The organism is Pseudobdellovibrionaceae bacterium (genome assembly GCA_023954155.1).
Lineage (GTDB): Bacteria > Bdellovibrionota > Bdellovibrionia > Bdellovibrionales > UBA1609 > JAMLIO01.
Window position 1 is genome coordinate 361,269 of the sequence record JAMLIO010000001.1, and the last position, 14,695, is coordinate 375,963.

The 14,695-nt window shown below is 41.4% G+C and carries 16 protein-coding genes and 1 tRNA gene; 9 read left to right on the top strand and 8 right to left on the bottom strand.

What is annotated here, in order from left to right:
- Window positions 1-25: 25 nt before the first annotated feature.
- From M9899_01655 to M9899_01685, 7 genes are all read right to left on the bottom strand, one after another.
- The gene (locus M9899_01655) at window positions 26-1,237 is read right to left on the bottom strand and encodes a TRAM domain-containing protein (GenBank protein ID MCO5112859.1); all 1,212 of its coding nucleotides are present in this window, start codon (window positions 1,235-1,237) and stop codon (window positions 26-28) included.
- Between the two features lie 7 nt (window positions 1,238-1,244).
- Window positions 1,245-2,273, bottom strand: coding sequence for a hypothetical protein (locus tag M9899_01660; protein ID MCO5112860.1), 1,029 nt, complete (start codon window positions 2,271-2,273; stop codon window positions 1,245-1,247).
- 245 nt (window positions 2,274-2,518) lie between these two features.
- Entirely contained in the window at window positions 2,519-2,941 is a 423-nt protein-coding gene (gene ndk, locus M9899_01665; GenBank protein ID MCO5112861.1) for a nucleoside-diphosphate kinase, read from the bottom strand.
- A gap of 27 nt (window positions 2,942-2,968) precedes the next feature.
- Window positions 2,969-3,850: a succinate--CoA ligase subunit alpha gene (gene sucD, locus M9899_01670; protein MCO5112862.1), complete on the bottom strand. Its 882-nt coding sequence runs from the start codon at window positions 3,848-3,850 to the stop codon at window positions 2,969-2,971.
- A gap of 3 nt (window positions 3,851-3,853) precedes the next feature.
- Complete coding sequence (sucC, locus tag M9899_01675) at window positions 3,854-5,020, bottom strand: ADP-forming succinate--CoA ligase subunit beta (protein MCO5112863.1); 1,167 nt, start codon at window positions 5,018-5,020, stop codon at window positions 3,854-3,856.
- Window positions 5,021-5,023: 3 nt separating this feature from the next.
- The gene (gene mdh, locus M9899_01680; protein MCO5112864.1) at window positions 5,024-5,965 is read right to left on the bottom strand and encodes a malate dehydrogenase; all 942 of its coding nucleotides are present in this window, start codon (window positions 5,963-5,965) and stop codon (window positions 5,024-5,026) included.
- A gap of 397 nt (window positions 5,966-6,362) precedes the next feature.
- The gene (locus M9899_01685) at window positions 6,363-6,524 is read right to left on the bottom strand and encodes a hypothetical protein (protein ID MCO5112865.1); all 162 of its coding nucleotides are present in this window, start codon (window positions 6,522-6,524) and stop codon (window positions 6,363-6,365) included.
- A 416-nt stretch (window positions 6,525-6,940) separates the two neighbouring features.
- Between M9899_01685 and M9899_01690 the strand changes: the two genes are divergently transcribed.
- The 4 genes from M9899_01690 to M9899_01705 all read left to right on the top strand — a co-directional run bounded on the left by M9899_01690 (window position 6,941) and on the right by M9899_01705 (window position 10,322).
- The gene (locus M9899_01690) at window positions 6,941-7,378 is read left to right on the top strand and encodes a hypothetical protein (protein MCO5112866.1); all 438 of its coding nucleotides are present in this window, start codon (window positions 6,941-6,943) and stop codon (window positions 7,376-7,378) included.
- A gap of 74 nt (window positions 7,379-7,452) precedes the next feature.
- Window positions 7,453-7,878, top strand: a complete 426-nt coding sequence (locus tag M9899_01695; protein ID MCO5112867.1) for a hypothetical protein — start codon at window positions 7,453-7,455, stop codon at window positions 7,876-7,878.
- Between the two features lie 386 nt (window positions 7,879-8,264).
- Window positions 8,265-9,446: a serine/threonine protein kinase gene (locus tag M9899_01700; protein ID MCO5112868.1), complete on the top strand. Its 1,182-nt coding sequence runs from the start codon at window positions 8,265-8,267 to the stop codon at window positions 9,444-9,446.
- A 60-nt stretch (window positions 9,447-9,506) separates the two neighbouring features.
- Window positions 9,507-10,322: an undecaprenyl-diphosphate phosphatase gene (locus M9899_01705; GenBank protein ID MCO5112869.1), complete on the top strand. Its 816-nt coding sequence runs from the start codon at window positions 9,507-9,509 to the stop codon at window positions 10,320-10,322.
- Window positions 10,323-10,376: 54 nt separating this feature from the next.
- On the opposite strand, the gene M9899_01710 is transcribed toward M9899_01705, so the two are convergent.
- The gene (locus M9899_01710; GenBank protein ID MCO5112870.1) at window positions 10,377-11,438 is read right to left on the bottom strand and encodes a peptidoglycan-binding protein; all 1,062 of its coding nucleotides are present in this window, start codon (window positions 11,436-11,438) and stop codon (window positions 10,377-10,379) included.
- 180 nt (window positions 11,439-11,618) lie between these two features.
- On the opposite strand from M9899_01710, the gene M9899_01715 reads away from it, so the two are divergent.
- The 5 genes from M9899_01715 to M9899_01735 all read left to right on the top strand — a co-directional run bounded on the left by M9899_01715 (window position 11,619) and on the right by M9899_01735 (window position 14,595).
- Window positions 11,619-11,816 carry a hypothetical protein gene (locus M9899_01715; GenBank protein ID MCO5112871.1) on the top strand — a complete coding sequence of 66 codons (198 nt, stop codon included), beginning with the start codon at window positions 11,619-11,621 and terminating at the stop codon, window positions 11,814-11,816.
- The gene (locus M9899_01720) at window positions 11,806-12,792 is read left to right on the top strand and encodes a cysteine synthase family protein (GenBank protein ID MCO5112872.1); all 987 of its coding nucleotides are present in this window, start codon (window positions 11,806-11,808) and stop codon (window positions 12,790-12,792) included. Before M9899_01715 ends, M9899_01720 begins: the two co-directional genes overlap by 11 nt.
- Before the next feature lie 24 nt (window positions 12,793-12,816).
- Window positions 12,817-13,968 carry a cystathionine gamma-synthase gene (locus M9899_01725; GenBank protein ID MCO5112873.1) on the top strand — a complete coding sequence of 384 codons (1,152 nt, stop codon included), beginning with the start codon at window positions 12,817-12,819 and terminating at the stop codon, window positions 13,966-13,968.
- Window positions 13,969-14,010: 42 nt separating this feature from the next.
- Window positions 14,011-14,086, top strand: a tRNA-Phe gene (locus tag M9899_01730).
- 104 nt (window positions 14,087-14,190) lie between these two features.
- Window positions 14,191-14,595 (top strand): DUF4339 domain-containing protein, encoded by a 405-nt coding sequence (locus M9899_01735; GenBank protein MCO5112874.1) that lies wholly within the window; start codon window positions 14,191-14,193, stop codon window positions 14,593-14,595.
- Window positions 14,596-14,695 lie beyond the last annotated feature (100 nt).

A 14,695-nucleotide genomic window follows, 5' to 3' on the forward strand; every position in this document is an offset into this window, starting at 1 on the left:
GAATGAGGCAGAGAAACGCAACGCATCAGTTTGTGCGTTTTAAAACAGCGATGGCTTCAAAGTGCATAGTTTGAGGAAACATATCAAAACCTTGTAAGGACATCAGTGAAAAGTGGGGGCTTAAAACTTTTAAGTCTCGAAATAAAATAGGAGGATTACAGCTGATATAAATAAGATCGTGGATCTGTGAGTGGTCTGTAAGCTGGGTCAAGAGCTGGGCTTCGCACCCTGTTCTTGGGGGATCTAAGATGACAAGAGTTTTCTGATTACCAAGCACCTTAAAGTTAAACTTTTCACAAGGCATTTGGTGCCAATGAATATTAGAAAAAGTACGAAGTTGGGCCTGGCCTTCTTGCACTAAATTTTGACTGAGTTCGACGCTGTGAACATCACGATGAGGGGAAATAGCCGCAATCAGAGAGCTAAAGTTTCCAGAACCCGCGTATAAATCTAGGGCACAGTCCCACTCTAAGGCTTTAAGAAGTTCAGACACGGCGGTCTTCAGCTTTTGATTTACGCCTTCATTGACCTGCGAAAAGACCCCTTGCAAACCTCTTTTACGTCCATAGTCCACAAGGACCTTGGGACCATCATTAAGATTAGTAGTCATATCTGTTTTGTTATCGTGTGGGATATCACTATGGAGTTCTTTATTGGTTGTTGTCCCAAAAGAAGTTGTATGTTCAGAGGGTTGGGACGTGCGAGCTTCAGCCACGTGGACATGCCCTTCTTTAAGGTCCAATTCATTAAGGGCTTTATTGAGCGCAGGTTTAGCAATATGGCAGTAATTGGTAAAGACCAGATCGTGGGTGCGGCGTTTGTAAAAGCCCCATTGGGAGTTTTTAAAGTGGGCTTCAAGACGATTGCGATACTCCCAAATCTGTTCAGAAACTTCAAACTCAAGCAATTGAGTTTGAGGTGAAACCTTATCAATATATCTTTGAAGAAGAGCCTGTTTTGCTGCGATTTGTGCCTCGTACTGAAGGTGTTGAATCTGACAACCACCACACTCTTCGTAAATAGAACACTTAGGCAAAATACGAAAAGGAGAAGGCGTGAGGATCTCGACGACTTCTCCCTGACAGAAAGTTTTTTTGTTTTGAGTGATTCTAACTTTAACAGTGTCACCTGGTGCTGTTCGAGGGACAAAGATCACTTTTCCCTCGGGCAGCTTGCCGACACCTTTGGCTCCATCAAAGGAGATTTCAAAAATATCGACAATGGCAGTAGTTTCCAAATACGGTCTACCTTAAACCCACAGTCACACGGGCGCGACTGCCTTTGATATTGGGTGAGTATCCATCCACAGTTACTGCACGCACAGATACACCATGAGGTACGTCAAATACTAAAGAGTTTCCATCTTGTACCGTTTGTTTTCTTGAACTTAAAACAATTGAGTCCACATAACCATATCGGTCTAAATATTCTACTTTCACTTTTGTGGCCACAAACTTATTACCAACAACATCAATCACGATTTGACGGTGACCAGGATATGAAATCACAGCATTACGAGGGTCATAGTTTCTAAAAATAACTGTTTGTGAGTTATGAGAAACAGGTCTTTTGTCGTAAATTTTAGTTTTACCTAGCTGTACATAACCGTGAGGGTAGTGGTGAGGGGGAGGATAAGGCATCCAACCGCCACCAGGATTTGTGTTTACAAGAGGTGCAAGAAACACAGTGATGTTTTGCAATCTGATCTGACCTTGAAAATAAAGATTAAGAGGCCAGTTTAGCAGATTCATATTTCCTACAGCATTATATAAAATGACAGAGTTCGGATAATTGTAAACAAAAGCAGAGGCAATCAGGTGATTCTGACTAGCTAGGGCCACTTGGCTTTGAATTCTAGGATTGTCAGACACGGCATTCACACGAATGCTTTGTACACCATAAAGTGCAAGGTTCGTATTGTAACCTTGTTTACTCAGTTCATACTGCACAAACTGCATCAGATCAGTGATGGGTGTAAGATTGGGGCTTGCTAAACGAGCGTTGGCGTTGATCACAACAGGCACAAGGCTTCCAAATCTTGGAATGGGTGCTCCATTGTCATAGTAGTAATTCACATTATTGGCCCATTGCACACCCACATTGTTAGGCGTGTAGGCGGGTTGAACGTTCACATCCACTGTGACATTCGTGGTTACACTTTTATCAACATACAGTTGAACGGGCTCATCTAAGGTAGGGTCGTGGTCCGCATCTGCAAAGGCATTAAACGAAAGCAATGTGGCGCACATGAGTCCAAGAAGTTTTTGTGTCATAAATCCTCCTGATTTAAAGAAAAGGTTTTAAATCCTTTAATAACTCAGCAGTCATATACGAAAGTGCCCAAAATTGTAAGTTTCTTTGTAAAAATTCCCATATCCAAGGGCATTAGAGGCAATATATTTGAGATGACGAATTCACTTTTTTACACTCCAAAGCGAGGTTTCCTTTGGGACAAATAAAAAGGCCCTTCAACATGAAGGGCCTTTAAATGTATTTTGTAGATCAAAGAGTCTAAAAATTAAAACACAACCTCTTCGTTTTTGAAGAAGATTTTAATTTCTCTTGCGGCACTTGCAGCACTATCACTACCGTGAACTGCATTTTCTCCAACGCTATCACCGTGTTTCTTTCTGATAGACCCTTCCGCAGCATCCGCAGGGTTTGTCGCACCCATGATTTCGCGGTTTCTCATGATGGCATTTTCGCCTTTAAGAACCATCAACATCACTGGTCCAGAAGTCATGAACTCAACAAGTTCGCCAAAGAAAGGGCGTTCTTTGTGTTCAGCATAAAACTCTTCGCATTGTGCACGAGGAATAGTTGTAAGTTTGGCGGCAGCGATCTGTAGACCGTTGTCTTCAAATTGTTTAATGATGTCACCGATCACATTTTTCTTGATAGCATTAGGTTTGATGATGCTAAACGTTTTTTCCATTTGTATTTCTCCTATGTTTTAAATTTATGAAACTTATTTTTTACCTTTAGTCATTGCCTCTTTCATGGCCACACCCAAGTCGCCAGGAGACCTTGCGATCACACATCCCGCGGCTTCAAGAGCGGCGAATTTGGCTTCAGCAGTACCTTGTCCACCACTGATGATGGCACCAGCGTGGCCCATGCGTTTTCCTGGAGGTGCAGAAGAGCCAGCGATGAAAGCGGCCACAGGTTTTTTAAATTCATTTTTAATATACTCTGCCGCCTCTTCTTCAGCGGTACCACCAATTTCACCGATCATAATGACACCTTCTGTGTCAGGGTCAGCATTGAACAGCTTTAGGACATCAATAAAATTAGTACCATTAACAGGATCGCCACCGATACCTACACATGTACTTTGGCCCATACCTACGGCTGACAGTTGAGCCACAGCTTCATACGTTAAAGTTCCAGATCTTGAAACCACACCGATCTTGCCTGGGTTATGAATGTAACCAGGCATAATGCCGATCTTGCATTGTTCTGGGGTGATCACGCCTGGGCAGTTAGGTCCCACAAGACGAGTGTTGCGTCCTTTGAGATATTCTTTCGCCTTCACCATATCAAGCACTGGAATACCTTCAGTGATACAGATGATAAGTTCAATACCTGCATCTGCAGCTTCCATAATGGCATCTGCGGCAAATGGAGGTGGCACATAAATCACAGAGGCATTGGCTCCAGTTGCTTTTACGGCTTCTTCTACTGTATTGAAAACGGGTAGGCCCAGATGTGTAGTGCCACCTTTTCCAGGAGTTACTCCTCCTACCATTTTTGTTCCATAAGCAAGAGCCTGTTCAGAGTGAAAAGTACCTTGTGCGCCTGTAAAACCTTGGCAAATTACTTTTGTATTTGAATCCACTAATATCGACATCGTCTATTTTCCTTTCACAGCTTCTACGATTTTGCGTGCAGCATCGTTGAGATCATCAGCAGGGATAATATTGAGCCCGCTATTTGCGAGTAGCTCTTTCCCTTTTTCTACATTGGTTCCAGCAAGTCTCACCACAAGAGGGACTGTGAGTCCTAACTGTTGAGTGGCCGCAATCACGCCCTCGGCAATGATGTCACACTTCATGATTCCACCAAAGATATTTACAAGGATGCCTTTTACGTTTTTGTCATTAAGAATAATCTTAAACGCCGCAGTCACTTTTTCTTTGTTGGCACCACCACCGACATCTAAGAAGTTTGCGGGCTCGCCGCCATTAAGTTTGATGATGTCCATAGTCGACATGGCAAGACCCGCACCGTTCACAAGACAACCAATGTTTCCGTCGAGTTTAATAAAAGCGAGATCATATTTGCTGGCTTCAATTTCGGAAGGTTCTTCTTCTGTCAGATCACGAAGCTCAAGAATCTCGGGGTGACGATAAAGTGCATTGGAATCAAAGTTCATTTTTGCATCCAATGTGATCACATCACCTTGTTTGGTTTCTACAAGAGGATTGATCTCGGCCATTGAAGCGTCTTTTTCTACAAAGGCTTGGTATAAAGACATAAAAGACTTAACAGCCTTGTTGACAACTTTATCTTGCATACCAATTTTAAATGCCAACTTACGACATTGAAATGCGGTTAATCCCGTCACAGGTTCGATGACCTCGGTGTGGATCTTTTCAGGTGTCTTAGCAGCAACCTCTTCGATGTCCATTCCACCTTCAGAGCTAGCCATAATGACAGTTTTACTGCTGTGGCGATCTACAAGAATTGCAACATAGTATTCTTTAGCAATGTCACAGCCCTTTTCGATGTAAACCTTAAGAACCTCTTTGCCCTCTGGACCCGTTTGGTGTGTCACCAAAGTTTTACCAATCATTTCTTTTGTTAAAGACTCAACTTCATCCACGGATTTTGCAAGCTTCACTCCACCTGCTTTACCACGTCCCCCAGCATGGATCTGTGCTTTAACTACCCACACTGGTCCACCTAATTTTTCGGCCGCTTTGCGAGCTTCGGCAGGTGTGGTGGCGAGCACCCCATCTAAAATGGGTGTCCCATAAGATTTTAAAACTTGTTTGGCTTGATATTCATGAATATTCATCTATTAAAACTCCAACTTTTGTAATGCATCTACTAATTCTTTAACGGCAGAAACAGAATGGTCGAGGCCTTTTCTTTCTGTTTCGTTAAGTTCAATTTCAACAACTTTTGCGAGTCCCTTACCATTAAGCTGACATAAAACACCTACGAAGAGATCTTTGACTCCATATTCGCCTGTTAAATATGCGGCACAAGGAAGAATACGGTTTTGATCTTTTAAAATGGCTTCAGCCATTTCAACGGCACTAGCAGAAGGGGCATAATATGCTGACCCTGTTTGGAGTAAGGCCACAATTTCAGCACCACCCTTACGAGTACGATCTACTAAAGCTTCGATTCTATCAGCAGGTAACATTTCTGTTAAAGGCACTCCACCCACAGCACAGTGTCTTGGCATTGGAACCATAGTGTCTCCGTGTCCACCAAGCACGAAAGCTTGAATGTCTTTTACAGATACGTTGAGTTCTTCCGCAATAAAAGATTTAAAACGTGCACTATCAAGGATTCCAGCCATACCGATGACTCGTTCTTTGGGGAAGCCGAGCACTTGTTTAGCGACAAAGGCCATAGCATCAAGTGGATTGCTCACGACAATCACAACGGCATTGGGGGAAGTCTTTTTGATGTTTTCGCACACCGTACGCATGATCTTGGCGTTAGTAGAAAGTAAATCGTCACGGCTCATACCAGGTTTTCTTGGAAGTCCAGCTGTGATGATGACCACATCAGAGTCTTTTGTGTCATTATAATCAGAAGTCCCAATCACTTTAGAATCAAAACCCTCAATCGGTGAAGCTTCAAATAAGTCTAAAGCCTTGCCCTTGGCTGATCCCTCGTTAATATCTACTAAAACAACATCCCCAAGCTCTTTGCTTGCTGCCCAATGAGCGCAAGTTGAGCCTACGAATCCTGCACCTACAACAGTAATTTTCTTTCTTTTATGCATGGAGCATCTCCTTATGGGTTGGAAACAGCCAAAACGGCCAAAAAATATATAAATTTTTGAGATCATTATTATAGTTTTTTGGGGAATACGTCACCATTTGCCCTCTATTTTATCAATATAATATAGATAAAATTGGGGGGTATGGAGAGTACATAGATGGACCTGCAATCTTGCTCATGGCTATTGGGGTGCGTTATAGGAGGTTGAGATTCTAGAGCTCAATACAAACCCTGACTTCAAGAGAGGGCAGACCTCATAACAGGGTGAGAGAGCTAAGACATTCCTAGGTAAAGAGAGAGTTTTCATGCAACTTGAAGCGTATGTCTTAAGCTTAAAAACAAAAAAGCCCCTGGTATCCCAGGGGCTCAAAGCCATTACGGCTGGACTAAAAATCAGACTACTTCTTTTTTCTAGTTGTTTTCTTAGCAGCTTTCTTAGTAGCTTTTTTCTTAGTTGTTTTCTTAGCAGCAGCTTTCTTAGTAGCTTTTTTCTTAGTCACTTTTTTCTTAGTTGTTTTCTTAGCAGCTTTCTTCTTAGTTGCTTTTCTTTTTGTTGCCATTATGACCTCCTAAAGTTGTTCTTGCCTATGACTACAATTTAATTCTGTAGTCGTTGACTCTAATCGTCAATAGAAAAATTTAACTTGAGCTTGATTTTTGCAGTAAAGCCTCCATGAACAATGATCGAAATTCCAAAATGCGATTTCAAAAATTCAAAATGTCGATGAGTAAATTCATTTATCGAAACAATTTAAAGATAACAAATGGATTTGTAATTTGTGTTGAGGTCATAATTTTGACGCTTCTTTTTAATTTTTTGTATGAGTGGAATAAAAAATCGTACAACTTTTATCTTCTGCTCCTGCTCTACATTTGCTGTTATTACTTTTGGATTCGATATTCGGAACATGCAAAGAGAAAAAAAGTTCTTGAATCCATTCCGCAATTTTTAAGTCTACTTATTATGACCATGGGTATGGGAAAGTCGTTTAGATATGCCTTTGAAAAGGTTTTAGGTGCTCAAAAAGGTGTAACAAGTGATTTTTATCATGAAATTTTTAAAAAAATATTCGTACTACGTGAACAAAAGTCCTGTTTTGACGTCCAGAATCTGGATGCTTTTTACGAAAATTTGTTTCAAATCAGCACAAAAACGTCATATCAAATCCAATCTCTCAAGAATTTTTATGATCAGTGGTTGCTTGAAGATAAAAATCACAGAAAAAAACAAGCCATCATGTTGCCAGTTTGGATTCAAATGGGAGTTTTGTGTCTATTGTATGCCCTCGTGCAGGTCTGGAATGTCATCAATGGGAGCTTCTTCATAAAAGACTTTGGTATCACAGCGGCGTGGTACGGAGTCGGAATCTATATTTTATTCCAACAACAATCTTTAGCCGATAAACGTATTTAAATTCGGCCATCATGACCAGACATTTAAAATATTGAGTGCTCTCATCCACCACTTCCTTGCACACAGATGAAGTTATGAAGACCACCACCACAACAGATATGCTTGAGATGTTGATTGCAGATCTAAAGAGAGGCAAAGCGTTAAGAGATGCTATTCAAGATGCCACTCAGGTCAGTAAAGGTCCGCTTCAAGCGGCACTTAAAGAGTGGCATAAAGAGTATTCCTCGGGCAAAGAGGTGGGGCATATCCACCAAAGATTTCATTATGTGGAGAATATAAGTCTGTTCACTTTACTAGAGTACGGTTTACAAGGTTATCCAATATCGCAAAATTTAGAGGCGTTAAGGATAGAAGTGGCCGAAAGAGTTCGGATGCGGACAGAACAAAGACTTTTGGCTTTACCTTATAAGATGATGATCCCACTTTTTATTTTCTTTTTTCCAGCACTCATGTGGTCGTTTTTGGCTCCATTTTTAAGGGAGATGCTCAATGGTTTTTAGTCGCTCTTTATCTTTATTTATGTGCGTGTGCAGTGTGGCTGTTATACCAGCAACTACAATAGCAAAAGGCGTGGATTTATCACCGTTACAGTGGTCCACGTGCGAGCAGGAGATCCTTACGGAGAGGCTTCCGCGGACTTGCTTTGTTCTTGCTGTGGGCGCACTGCGATCGGGCCATAAAAGTCTTTATCATAAGATTGAAGGTCATTGTCTGAAATATGTTTCAGGCTGGCTGCCCTTGGACCCTGCGGATCGGGTGATTTTGGAGAATTATTTCCCCAAATGCTTCTATAGAAGCCAAGTATTGGCAGAGGCGCAGACACAAAAACTGAGCATTTGGGATGAACGCAGCGATTTGGTAAGGTTTTTGTATATGGGTCATATAGATGGGAATTCAAATACAAACGAAAAAAGACTACCAAATACTCTCAAGGCTCGGTCAGGGCCTTAGTAGTGATTTATACAAGTGTATTCGTCGTGATCCAGAGTCGAATTTCCAGCAGATTGTGACACTTAAACAGTACAAGTCAGACAGTTTTAGAAAAAAATTTCACAATGAATTGGAAAATCTTTCCAGAATGAACTGTGAAGGCATACCTAAAGTCTTGGATTGGAGTTACGAATCTGACCAATTGACTATTGTTACAGAGTACGTGGATGGATGTGATCTACACCAATTTATACAGATGGTTCAAAGCCACAATATGAAGGTTTCCGAGAATCTAAAAAGATACATCGTCGAATCTATTTTTCAGAGCCTCAAAGCTCTACATGAAGCGGGCATTTGCCATGGGGACTTAAAGCCATCCAATATCCTTTTATCTGTAGAGGGCAAAGTAAAGATCATTGATATCTGTTTAGGTGATCATGGCCTTATCTATGCCACTCCTGAATTTTCTGCCCCAGAGGTTTTAGCAGGTCATAGACCTGATTTTCGTTCGGACTTATATAGCTTAGGTCTTATCGCACAGGTGCTAGAGTTTGCGGGCTGTAACGACCTTTTACAAATCAAACCAGGGCTGCGTAGATATAAAAAAATAGGACAACTAAATTTGGGTCAAGCCACCTCAGAATTAAGCGCTCATGTTTGGCAAATCAAATATGAATTTGATTCTTGTGAGCCAGATCATAAAAGTATCAAGTTAAATAGGAAGCCCATCGATCAAGTGGCGATGAGCACAGTAGAGTATCATGTGCCGATAACACAAGAAGGGTCTATGCCCAGTATGAAGACAGTATCAGAAGAGCTGTTGAAGATCTATCAGGCTGTGAAGCTCTTCAACCCTAGGTGGTTCAAGCTTGTTGGTGTGGGCGCATGCTTTCTTGTGGTGATGTCTTCCCAAATGCAACGCCCACTTCTTGGAATGACCACTGTAAGGTTTCGTTCGCTCAAAGCCTTTGAAGTGTGGGATGCTGGACGCTGGAATAGCGTTCCCTATGATTACAGAGTGTCCCTTGAAAATCCGAAGACACTTTTATTCAAGTTGCGTTCACACAATAAAGTGAGCAAAGTCAGCGTTGAGGGTAAGCCCTACAAAAGTGAAATAGTCGAGATTGACGCGCTTTAACGATAAAGTCCTTAGAAATTTAACATTGAACTCTTCTATATAATGGGTGATCTTGAATGGATGAGTGTATTTGAATCTATCATATTAGGAATCATCCAAGGCTTGACTGAGTTCTTGCCTGTTTCAAGTTCAGGTCATTTGGTGATTGCACAAAAGTTGATGAATCTGCCATCAGAAGACCTGACGGCATCGGTCTTGGCCCACTTCGGCACTCTTCTAGCCGTAGTGTTTTTCTATAAAAAAGAGTTCGCATATATTTTAAGAACACTTTTTGATCGCAAGACGAATTTTTTAGTGAATCCAAGTCTTAGATTGATAGTGCTTGTGGTGATTGCTGTGATCCCTGGTGGTTTGGTCGGGTTATTTCTCAAAGATTTTTTTGAGCAGTATTTGTTCTCTTCCACGCATTGGGTGGGGGTTTTTCTATTAGTGACTGCTGTGATTTTATGGGCTTCAAAATCTAAAACCAAAGATATGGAGTACAGAGAAAATTTTATTAAATCGTTATCCCATGAAATGACTTTTACCAAAGCATTGATCATTGGTTGTTCACAGGCTTTGGCAATATGTCCAGGGTTGAGCCGCTCGGGTACGACGATCACCACCAGTTTATTTTTGGGTGTTCAGCGCGAGCAAGCCGCGTTCTTCAGTTTCTTGATTTCAATACCATTGATTCTTGGCGCTCTGATATTAGAGTTGGGACAGGTAAAGATAGACGCATCACAAGTGCCAGCATTGTTGGGTATCTTTATCTCTGCACTGATTTTTGGTCTTATCGGTCTATTGGGTGTCACGAGAATACTTAATCGTGGGTTACTTTATATATTCTCTTTCTATCTTGTTCCCCTGGGGATACTGGTGCTGTTCTTTCTATAAAAAAACCGAACCCTTGGGTTCGGTTTTAGATTCTCATTATAAAGATTTCTATCGTTATTGTTTTACATTAAGTGCAGCAAGAGTTTCTAGAGTTAGACCGCCTGTTGCTAAGCCTTTTTGTGTTTGGAATTCTTTGACTGCAACAGCTGTTTGTCCGCCATAGTTGCCGTCAATGACACCAGGGTCAAGACCTTGAGCCTTTAAGGCTTTTTGTAAATCTGTGATTACTTTTTTAGTCATATTAGTTTGACATAAAACGGGTTTCCACTCGGTTTTGCTAGGCTCTAAAACCACTTGTTTTTTAACCTTTTCCACTTTTGCTGGAATAAGTTTTTCCTCGATCTTGGCTTCTGAAGCGATCTCACGAACTTTCATTTTTTGTTTTACTTCAGGGATCGGGATCTTGTTCACAGATGCTGGTGAAACCACAACACTCTTTTTAACGATTTGATATTCAGCAGGAATGATCTCTTCGCGAGTGGTTTCAGCAGAAACTAGAACGTTCTTTTTCACAGTTTTGTAAACAGCAGGTTCTTTAACTAAACATAAGATATCACCTGTAGCCTCGTCGACTTTAGTGATGGGACCATCGCCACGTTTCCAAACTTCACGCTCAGGAGAAACCAAAACTTTTTCAGACACAGTCTTATATTTAGCAGGAATACGAATCAGTTTTTTCTCTTCAGGTTTTATAAGAACTCTTTCCTCAACAATCTTATATTGAGCTTCAACAGGGACCATCTTTTCGGAGGCCTCTTTAATGATGACGTCTTTTTCAACCTCTTTAAAAGTAGCAGGTACAGTGATTAGTTTTTTGTATTCTTCTCTGAGAACAACAACATCTTCTTTCCATTCTGTAACTGGTGGGACAATGACTCGAGCGTAGCACTCGCCAGCTTGAGCGTTGGGTGGAAACTCGGTTCCTTTTTTCATTGCAGGCACACGCTCCACGTTCTTGTCTGCTTTGTGCGCAGCTTCTTTGGCTTCCTGTTTATCCGCATGTTCTTGTTTATGTTGTGAATGTTGCTCCTCGAATGACTTTTCAGATGAAGCACAGGCAGAAAGTGAGACAGCACCCATTATTGCTAATAAGCTCACAATATTGCGACTACGCATGTTGAGACCCCTTTATTTTGATGGTTTTTGTTAAATCACAGCATAGACATCGGAATTGGGGCTTAAAACTTAACGCCAAAACCAGTCTTAAATCGAGATGCTCCTGGACACTACAGACCTTGTCTTATGGAGCGAAATGGTTAATCTCATTGTTAAACGCTGAGAAATAAGGTGGGCGAGATGGACACAGAAAAGCAAGACAAATTGCAGGCATTTGTTGAAAGTTTTTTGGAAAATAAACTGTCTGAAAATGAAATAAAATCAGAAATGGAAAACTTGGGACTAAAGTACACAAGCGATCCTTTAGCTCGACTCAATTTACTTTTACAGCACTTACACCCTCAATTGGAAACGCAGGAGAAGACCCATGAGCAATAAATTTACAAATATCTTAGACACCATTGGCAACACACCAGTAGTCCAGTTGCAAAGATGTGTTCCCAAAAATTCAAAGCATAAATTTTGGGCCAAGTTGGAATTTTTTAACCCAGGTTTGAGTGTCAAAGATAGAATTGCGCTTGCCATTGTGGAAGGAGCAGAAAAACGTGGAGACTTAAAACCTGGTGGGACCATTGTGGAGGCCACATCAGGAAATACAGGTGTAGGTTTAGCGATGGTTGCCGCAATCAAAGGTTATAAATCTGTCTTTGTTATGCCTGAAAAGATCAGTGAGGAAAAAAGAGCCACACTGCGAGCTTATGGTGCAGAAGTGGTGATCACTCCTACAGGTCTCGAGCCTGATGATCCGAATAGCCACTATTCTGTGGCCAGAAGGATTGCCTCGGAACGACCAGGCGGATATTTTACAAATCAATATGACAATCTGGATAACAGGGACGCTCACTATAAAAAAACAGGCCCAGAGATTTGGGAACAAATGGAAGGTGAGATTGATGTCTTTATTGCAGGAGTAGGAACTGGGGGCACCGTTTCAGGAGTGGGGAAATACCTTAAAGAACAAAAGCCTGACTTAAAGGTTGTGGTTAATGATCCTATCGGTTCGATCTTGTATGATCTTTTTTATTTTAAAGAGGTCAGAGAACCTGCGCGGCCCTATTTTGTGGAAGGGATCGGGGAAGACATGGTGCCTGAATGTTTGGATTTTTCGGTGATTGATGATTTTGTAAGGGTCAATGACAAAGAGTCCTTTGAAAAATGCGTGGAGCTTGCTAGAGAGGAAGGGTTGCTTGTGGGCCCCTCTTCAGCTGCGGCTTTAGTCGGTGCGATCAAATATTCTGAGACGTTAGATAAACCTTCAAATATTTTGATCATGTTTCCAGACAATGGCAGCAAGTATTTAACAAAAGCATTTGATGCCAATTGGTTAAAAACAAAATTAGATATCAATTTGTAGTCGTAACGACCAAGGAATGAATTTATGGAAAAGAAACAAGGTTTTTCAACATTAGCAGTCCATGCAGGACAAGAACCCGATCCTACAACGGGTGCTATCATGACACCAGTTTATCTGGCTACAACTTATGTGCAAGCCTCACCAGGCGTGCATAAGGGTTACGAGTACAGCAGAACTTCAAACCCTACACGTAAGGCGTACGAAACATGTTTAGCATCACTTGAAAGTGTAAAATATGGTTTTGCCTTGGCGTCGGGTTGCTCTGCTGCTGCGATCATTATGCACATGTTAGAGAGTGGCGATCATATTTTAGCTGGTGATGACATGTACGGCGGGACCTACCGCTTATTTGATAAAGTTATGACCAAACATGGTTTAAATTTTTCTTATGTGGACTTTACAAGTTTAGAGAGCATTAAAAATGCCACCACAGACAAAACAAAACTTATTTGGTTAGAAACACCGACCAATCCCACATTAAAAATATTTGATATTGAAAAGATCGCCGAGTTTGCAAAGTCTAAAGGCATACTACTTGCTGTGGATAACACGTTTATGAGTCCTTACTTTCAAAGACCTGCCGAATTGGGTGCAGACCTTGTTGTTCACTCTGCGACAAAGTATATCGGTGGTCATAGTGATGTCTTAGGTGGCGCCATTTTAACTGACAGTGCAGATTTGGCAGAAAAATTACAATTTCTAGTCAATTCTATTGGTGCTGTAGCTTCGCCTTTTGATTCATTTATGGCGATGAGAAGTTTAAAAACCTTAGCACTTAGAATGAGAGAGCATGAAAAGAATGCCATTAAAATTGCTAATTATTTAAGCTCACATCCTATGGTAGATAAGGTGATTTACCCAGGGCTTGAGAACCATCCTCAGCATGAGTTGGCTAAAAAACAAATGAATGGTTTTGGTGGCATGATCACGTTCTTTATCAAGGGCGGAATGCCCGAAGCGCGCAAATTCTTAGAAAGAGTGAAGATTTTTGCTTTAGCTGAAAGCCTGGGGGGCGTTGAGTCATTGATCGAACACCCTGGCATTATGACCCATGCTTCGGTCCCTGCTGAACGACGCAAAGAACTTGGTATCAGTGATGCTTTGATACGCTTAAGTGTTGGCGTTGAAGACATTGATGATCTAATAAATGACCTTGATCAGGCATTTAGTTTTTGACAATTAAAAGAGAGAAGACTAATTCTTTACATTCATAAAGATGGCTCGGTAGCTCAGTCGGTAGAGCAGAGGACTGAAAATCCTTGTGTCGGCGGTTCAAATCCGTCCCGAGCCACCATCCTCCCAAAGTCCAGAAACTACCCCTAATATAAGCGTTTGTATTTAGATTTTTGTAGTGGCGTCGATACGTATGTAGAGAGGCGTTTTCGGAGGTCATTATAGATGGATACAAAAGCACTTAAAGAAGCATACGATTCCACACAACCCCAATGGTATATTTTTAGGAATTGTCATCAGTTTGGTCCACTGACCTCAAAAGAAATTTGTGATCTTTTAAAAACGAATCAAATTACAAGCGATCACCATATTTGGCATGTAGATTTCAATGATTGGGCTGCCATTAAGGATGTTGAAGTCTTTCAAAATGTAGGGTTTGGGATATCTTTTCCAAAGGGCCATACGGCCTTTATTGAAGACCATCATGTCAGTACAGAGGCTCACCAAGAAGCAGAGCATCTGCTTCAGGCTCAAGGCGGTCATCTTGAAGAAGCTGGTACCCAAAATCATGAAAGCCATGGTTTGGTAAAAGATCTTTGGGGTAAGCTTAAGGGTCTTTTGATAAAATAGGCTGAGCCTTCTTCGGGGGAGCTACGGAACTACTCAGTTATGGATTTGTCAACTCGCGCTCTCGCCGCATCTCCCGTCTTCTTCGCGGAAACTGTGGAGG

Coding starts and splice junctions, on each gene's coding strand:
- M9899_01660 (MCO5112860.1), bottom strand. CDS start 2,273: ATGACACAAAAACTTCTTGGACTCATGTGCGCCACATTGCTTTCGTTT.
- sucD (MCO5112862.1), bottom strand. CDS start 3,850: ATGTCGATATTAGTGGATTCAAATACAAAAGTAATTTGCCAAGGTTTT.
- sucC (MCO5112863.1), bottom strand. CDS start 5,020: ATGAATATTCATGAATATCAAGCCAAACAAGTTTTAAAATCTTATGGG.
- mdh (MCO5112864.1), bottom strand. CDS start 5,965: ATGCATAAAAGAAAGAAAATTACTGTTGTAGGTGCAGGATTCGTAGGC.
- M9899_01685 (MCO5112865.1), bottom strand. CDS start 6,524: ATGGCAACAAAAAGAAAAGCAACTAAGAAGAAAGCTGCTAAGAAAACA.
- M9899_01690 (MCO5112866.1), top strand. CDS start 6,941: ATGGGAAAGTCGTTTAGATATGCCTTTGAAAAGGTTTTAGGTGCTCAA.
- M9899_01695 (MCO5112867.1), top strand. CDS start 7,453: ATGAAGACCACCACCACAACAGATATGCTTGAGATGTTGATTGCAGAT.
- M9899_01700 (MCO5112868.1), top strand. CDS start 8,265: ATGGGAATTCAAATACAAACGAAAAAAGACTACCAAATACTCTCAAGG.
- M9899_01705 (MCO5112869.1), top strand. CDS start 9,507: ATGAGTGTATTTGAATCTATCATATTAGGAATCATCCAAGGCTTGACT.
- M9899_01710 (MCO5112870.1), bottom strand. CDS start 11,438: ATGCGTAGTCGCAATATTGTGAGCTTATTAGCAATAATGGGTGCTGTC.
- M9899_01715 (MCO5112871.1), top strand. CDS start 11,619: ATGGACACAGAAAAGCAAGACAAATTGCAGGCATTTGTTGAAAGTTTT.
- M9899_01720 (MCO5112872.1), top strand. CDS start 11,806: ATGAGCAATAAATTTACAAATATCTTAGACACCATTGGCAACACACCA.
- M9899_01725 (MCO5112873.1), top strand. CDS start 12,817: ATGGAAAAGAAACAAGGTTTTTCAACATTAGCAGTCCATGCAGGACAA.
- M9899_01735 (MCO5112874.1), top strand. CDS start 14,191: ATGGATACAAAAGCACTTAAAGAAGCATACGATTCCACACAACCCCAA.